The organism is Actinobacillus porcinus (assembly GCF_901764995.1).
Classification (GTDB): domain Bacteria; phylum Pseudomonadota; class Gammaproteobacteria; order Enterobacterales; family Pasteurellaceae; genus Exercitatus; species Exercitatus porcinus.
This window is the reverse complement of sequence record NZ_CABFKI010000024.1, coordinates 1-5,667: the sequence shown is the minus strand read 5'-3', so window position 1 is coordinate 5,667 and position 5,667 is coordinate 1. Positions and strand designations below refer to the sequence as shown.

Annotated in this window: 5 protein-coding genes and 2 pseudogenes; 1 reads left to right on the top strand and 6 read right to left on the bottom strand. The window is 48.8% G+C overall.

All coding sequences use genetic code 11. The features are described from left to right. Both E7T07_RS10880 and sul2 read right to left on the bottom strand, forming a co-directional pair. A partial coding sequence (locus tag E7T07_RS10880) for a phosphotransferase (RefSeq protein WP_167874961.1) occupies positions 1-289 on the bottom strand: 289 nt, incomplete at its 3' end. A 168-nt stretch (positions 290-457) separates the two neighbouring features. Next, positions 458-1,273: a sulfonamide-resistant dihydropteroate synthase Sul2 gene (gene sul2 / locus E7T07_RS10875; protein WP_001043260.1), complete on the bottom strand. Its 816-nt coding sequence runs from the start codon at positions 1,271-1,273 to the stop codon at positions 458-460. Between the two features lie 69 nt (positions 1,274-1,342). Here sul2 and E7T07_RS11295 point away from each other — a divergent pair. Next, a pseudogene (locus E7T07_RS11295) lies at positions 1,343-1,603 on the top strand (transposase); the annotation flags it as partial. Here the strand turns inward: E7T07_RS11295 and E7T07_RS11150 are convergent. From E7T07_RS11150 to E7T07_RS10850, 4 genes and pseudogenes are all read right to left on the bottom strand, one after another. Further along, entirely contained in the window at positions 1,551-2,522 is a 972-nt protein-coding gene (locus tag E7T07_RS11150) for a relaxase/mobilization nuclease domain-containing protein (protein WP_249527474.1), read from the bottom strand. The pseudogene E7T07_RS11295 and the gene E7T07_RS11150 sit on opposite strands and share 53 nt — an antisense overlap. Beyond that, positions 2,519-2,824, bottom strand: coding sequence for a MobC family plasmid mobilization relaxosome protein (locus E7T07_RS10865; protein WP_005618548.1), 306 nt, complete (start codon positions 2,822-2,824; stop codon positions 2,519-2,521). The genes E7T07_RS11150 and E7T07_RS10865 overlap by 4 nt, the downstream gene beginning before the upstream one ends. Before the next feature lie 1,547 nt (positions 2,825-4,371). After that, positions 4,372-5,076: pseudogene (locus tag E7T07_RS10855) on the bottom strand (APH(6)-I family aminoglycoside O-phosphotransferase); the annotation flags it as partial. Then, positions 5,076-5,667, bottom strand: a 592-nt coding sequence (locus E7T07_RS10850; RefSeq protein WP_057069551.1) for an APH(3'') family aminoglycoside O-phosphotransferase, incomplete at its 5' end; no start/stop codon positions are given. The gene E7T07_RS10850 and the pseudogene E7T07_RS10855, both read right to left, overlap by 1 nt.

The following is a 5,667-nucleotide window of genomic DNA, read 5'->3' as shown; positions in this document are numbered from 1 at the left end:
CCGCTCCAGACAGATCAGCCGCCGGTACTCCCGGAATTGCCGTTATCACCAAGCATGCACCCTCCTGTTCCTCCTGCCAGTTGATCACCTCGGGGCAAGCCACACCTCGACCTTTGAGCCAAATGAGGCGGTCACGCTCTCCAGCGAGCTCACCGCGGCGGGAAGCAGGTGCGATTTTCGCGAAGGCATGCCCGTCACCACGTCGAAAAACAAAATCACCGGATTCTCCGCCTCTGACAGGCAACCAGTCAGAATGCGATTCACCAAAAAAAATATTAGTTCGATTCAATGGAGGTTCCTTCAGTTTTCTGATGAAGCGCGGAGGTGGCTTTGCCACGAATACCATCTGTGCCGAAATATTTGCGCACCATAAGGTCGATTATCCTGTCGTCGGGTCGCCCTCAAAGGGGACATGCCTGCTGAACCGCGAATATAGAGAAATATCCCGAATGTGCAGTTAACGAATTCTTGCGGTTTCTTTCAGCGCCGCCAATACCGCCAGCCCGTCGCGCAAGGGGCGCGGCTCGTGTGTGCGGATGAAGTCAGCTCCACCTGCGGCGGCGGCAAGCTCTGCAGCGAGTGTCGCGGCCCCGACATCCCCCGGACCACGGCCTGTGAGCGCGCGCAGAAAGGATTTGCGCGAAACAGACAGAAGCACCGGCAAATCGAAGCGCAGCCGCAATTCATCGAACCGCGCCAGCACCGAGAGCGAGGTTTCGGGAGCAGCCCCCAGAAAAAACCCCATGCCGGGATCAAGGACAAGGCGGTTGCGTTTGATACCGGCACCCGTCAGCGCCGCGATGCGCGCGTCAAAGAACGCCGCAATGTGATCCATGATGTCGCCAGCGGGTGCCTCGCGCCGATCTGCCTGCCCGTCTTGCACCGAATGCATAACGACGAGTTTGGCAGATGATTTCGCCAATTGCGGATAGAACGCAGCGTCTGGAAAACCGCGAATATCATTGAGATAGGCCACACCACGCGACAAGGCATAGGCTTGCGTCGCGGGTTGATAACTGTCGAGCGAGACGGGAATGCCATCTGCCTTGAGCGCGTCCAGCACCGGCGCGATACGCGCGATTTCTGTGTCGGACGAAACAGGCGCGGCGTCGGGATTGCTGGATGCCGGACCGAGGTCGATCACATCTGCCCCCTCGGCCATCAGCTTACGCGCCTGCGCAATGGCTGCGTCTGGCGCCAGATACCGGCCTCCATCGGAGAAACTGTCCGAGGTTATGTTGACGATGCCGAAAATGATGAGCGATTTATTCATGGGGGCTTCTATAATAGGGTCTGTTGAACATTTGAAATAAAAAAATAGAGAGTAGTAAATGACAAGCTTTGGTTGAAACTAAAGCCTATTATCCTAGATTTGAATATCTATGACAAACCAAATTTAAGAAATATTTTCACAGGAATCTTATATCGCCTGAAAACAGGCTGCCCATGGCGATATTTACCAGAATGCTTTGGAAAGTATAATACTGTTTTTAAAACTTTTAGAAGATGGACAAAATTGGATAAATTCACCAAAATTTTTAAACAACTTATTAAAGATCCGGATATGGAGTGGTTATGGAGTGGTTATGGCTATCAAGGTTAATATCGTCAAGGCGATTAGGGTCGGCAAGCGATACATTCTCACGGTATTTTTTATCAATTTCGCCTGCTCGATTTGGATATTTTCGGCTAAATTGTTCCCTGCGTGCTGTAACTGCTGTATCAAGTTTTGCTCGTGCCGTTTGATAGCGTTCTGCACTATCTCGCTTGTACTCTCTAGCTCTTTCTGTGATGTCTGCTGAAAGGTCTGTGCTAAATCTAAAATCTTGCTCATAGAAAGCCCCTTTTAATCTTAAATTCTGTCCGTCAGTCTTGATTGATAGGTTTTTTGGCGTAATGCGTGCAATTTCAAAACCTGCACGTTCTAGGGCATTTATAACGTCCTGTCGGTCGTTTATCTGCCCTGCGTTCGCTAAAGCTGTTAAACCGTCCGTAATCGCCTGTAAAGCCTGTTTTTTGTCGGTTGGTAGGTCTTTGCGGTCAATCAGGTTTTTTTGCTTTATAGGGTTGTTTGGGTCGCTTAGGCTGTATTCGTGGTTGATTACCTGCTTGAAGTTTTCAGCAAGTGGGCGGTCTGCCCTGTCGTAGTAAGGTTGTAGGCGTTTTCCGCTTGTCATCTCTACGTTTGGGATAACGAAATTCAGCTCAAGCCTTCCTTTGTCGGTGTGTTGTACCCACGCAATGTTATATTGTTCAGGCTCAAGCCCTGCAAACATTGCCTTTTCAAAGCGTGCCATAATCTCACGCTTTTGTATTTCGGGTAGGTCGCTTTCTTCAAAAGACAAGCAACCTGCGGTGTAAGTGTTATTAAAATCAAGACTATCAGCAATACTTTGTGATAGTCGGGGATCGCCCTGCAGGATTTGGGCGGTGTCGTCAGGCTTATTTAGTAAATAGTCCACGCAAGCCTTGCAACTACTAGCTTTTCCCTTACCGTGTTTCTTAAAAAATTTAACGATCATAGGCTCAATTCTCGCAATTTTTTGAGATTTTTTTCAATTTCTCGCAAGGTCGCCAACACGCTAACAAGGTCAATGCTCGGCTTTTGACTGTTGCATTGTCGGGCGATTTGGTTCAGGTTTACGCCTATGCGGTTCAGCTCGAACAGTAACGCAGGGTCGATTACTTTCGGCTGTCGCTTAGGTTGCTGTTCCAGGGCAACTTCCCGAACCCACTCCGCAAGCCTTGCTTTCGTTTTTCTCTCTAACAAGGCTTGATACTCGTTTTCGGTGAGCCTGATTTTTATCTCTTTCTCACGTTTCATAATGGTGTCCGTTCTTCTATTTTGACCGCTGAAAGCGGTCGGGGGTCAAGGGGGCAAAGCCCTTTTGCAAGGTCAAAAAGGAAACTCGAAGAGTACCCTTTTTGTGTCCTTGCTATTACAAAAGACAATAGTACACCAAAAGCCCCGAGAGTGATATATAAAAATCAGCGGAGCCGATAGGCGACTTCGTTTTATTAGGCGAACATCGTGAGCCTTTGAACCAAAATAAAAATAAAAAAATTTTATTATTAGGGAAGTGGTTATTGTGGGCGGTAGGTTTTTAGTGTTGGAAAGCTGTTGGAAAGCTCGTGGGTAACTCGCAGAGTTATCCATCAGCTTTTCAATGGCTTTCCAATACGACCCGCAGGGGAAAAACCGTTAAACCGTCCACATTAACCGCTGACCCAAAAAAGAACGCTTTTTACTAAAAGATTTCTATTCGGTTCTCAAATGTTGCTTGAATGGGGCAACAATAAAACGTCGTGGCATTTAACCTAGTTTGGAAATTCAGACCCTATTGAATTTCGCTGTTATCCTTAAATCTCGCTTATCAGGTGTGCTTGTATTTCTTGGGGCTTTCGCCTTTCTAACCGTAGCACGAAACGGAGACAGAGCTTAATTTTCGTATTAAGAACGTTATCACTTCTACGCCTGTTTATTCTTCCGAAGTCCGAGCTGAAGACCGTCTAATTTAAGGTTTGCGTTTGTCTGTTTACGTCGTTGAATGGTTTTTTGGTAGTAGGGACGCTTCGCAATCTCTTGCATTACTAGCTACCCTTTGCTAAGATATGACTTGTCTAGGGTCTGTATCTTAGCAAAGAACGCACGAAACAGATTACAGAAAAAGGGATCGAATGTCAAAAGTTCGATCCCTTTTTCTTTCTAAAGCATTGGTATTAAAGGCTTTAAGGTGTATTTTATTAAAATCTGTACACCTTTGTGAAAATCCATACACTTTCTTACCGTGTAATTTTATGAAAATTCGTGCACCTTTCTGCTAACGCCCTGCGGTTGTTAGACTAAAAAAGCCATTGAAAGCAAGTTTCAACGGCTTTTTCAGTCCTGAATAAAACAAAACCGCCCTGTTAGGCGGTTATGTGATAAAATCTTCCTTGTGCTATCGGCAAACGGTGTAACGTGTCCTTAGCACGTTGCCCGATTGCCTTAGGCTTATAGCACTAAGGGGGTGATCTATGTGAACGCATTACAATACTTCGTAATGATACTACTGCTCACCGTAGTAGTTGCGGTATTAGGTTTTCGAGTTCTTACCATTCTCGACCTAATTACTTACATCTTGAATAGATTGTCCTAAGACAATCGGGAAGGGGGTAGTTGGTAGCTATCCCCGACCTTTTTCCATTGTATGCCCTATCCCCTGATTTTTCAAGTTATCTACTTTTCAAATAATCTTATTCTTAATTCGTCTAGAGTTGTCGTTTTTCAAGAAAACAATACGATCACCCGGCGCAAATTCTCGACCGCCTTTTTCACTCTCAAAGCGGGCGCTACCGCGCAGCTCGCCACGCTCTTTACGGGCTTCACGTATCGACGTCCAGCGCACGAGAGAATGCGTCCGCCATCTGTGCAATGCGTCTAGGATCGAGACAAAGGTCGTCTCTGTCAGCCGGATCGTAGAACATATTGGCGGCGCCAAAGCCCACTTCACCGACCAGACCGACGGGATCTATCACCAGCCAGCCGCGACTGGAGAACATGATGTTTTCATGATGCAGATCGCCATGTAGCCCACGCAGTTCCGAGGCATTGCTCATCATTTGATCGGCTATAATCGCCGCGTGGACGTAGTCAGTTTGACAACCTGCGTTTTGATCATCGCGCGCCCGCTGAAACAAAGCTGCAAAGCGATCCCGGATCGGGAGAAGGGCAGAAGGCAGGGGTTCCTCAGATGCGGCATACAGCTTCGCCATCAGTTCCGCTGCAATTTCGGTCGCCTGGTAGTCGCCGTGCTCGGCAACGATGTGAGAGAGCATTCGCTCCCCGGCATATTCGAGCAACATCAGATTGTTCTCACGACCGAGCAACCGGACTGCTCCCCTCCCATTGCGCCATACCAGATAGTCGGCCCCGCGCAGTTCATCAGCAATGTCTTCTATAGGTTTCAATCCCTTGACGATTGCAGGAGTCCCGTCTGGCAATGAAACTTTCCAAACGAGGCTGGAAAAGGTGTCCGCAATGAGAACAGGTTGCGAAACGTGCCAATGAGCAGGAAAAACAGGCGGCATGAACATCAACCCCAAGTCAGAGGGTCCAATCGCAGATAGAAGGCAAGGCGTTCGCGGTCGGGGGCTTCGATCCCCAATACATTGAATAGGACAGCGAAGGCGCGCTCTGCTTCATCTGGCGCTGCCCAGTTCTCTTCGGCGTTAGCAATCATGAGTGCCAAATCGGCATAGCGATCTGCTGTTCCGAGCCGCCCAAGGTCGATCAGACCCGTGCATTGAAGAGTTTTAGGGTCCACCATGAAGTTCGGCATGCAGGGATCACCATGGCAAACAACCATATCGGTGCGCTCTTGGTCGAGCCGCACCGGTAGCTCTCGTTCGACACGAGCCAAAAGATCGAGCTGCGGCGTACTCTTGTCCTCGTCCGGTAAGAAGTCGGGATTGACGGCATTGCGGGACACCACATCAACGGCGCGTCCGAACATTCGCGACAGCCTGCGCTCAAACGGACATTGATCAACCGATAGGCTGTGAACAGCGCCAAGTTGCTGCCCCATTGACGGCCACGCTTTGAGCAAATCCGCTCCAGACAGATCAGCCGCCGGTACTCCCGGAATTGCCGTTATCACCAAGCATGCACCCTCCTGTTCCTCCTGC

Coding starts and splice junctions, on each gene's coding strand:
- sul2 (WP_001043260.1), bottom strand. CDS start 1,273: ATGAATAAATCGCTCATCATTTTCGGCATCGTCAACATAACCTCGGAC.
- E7T07_RS11150 (WP_249527474.1), bottom strand. CDS start 2,522: ATGATCGTTAAATTTTTTAAGAAACACGGTAAGGGAAAAGCTAGTAGT.
- E7T07_RS10865 (WP_005618548.1), bottom strand. CDS start 2,824: ATGAAACGTGAGAAAGAGATAAAAATCAGGCTCACCGAAAACGAGTAT.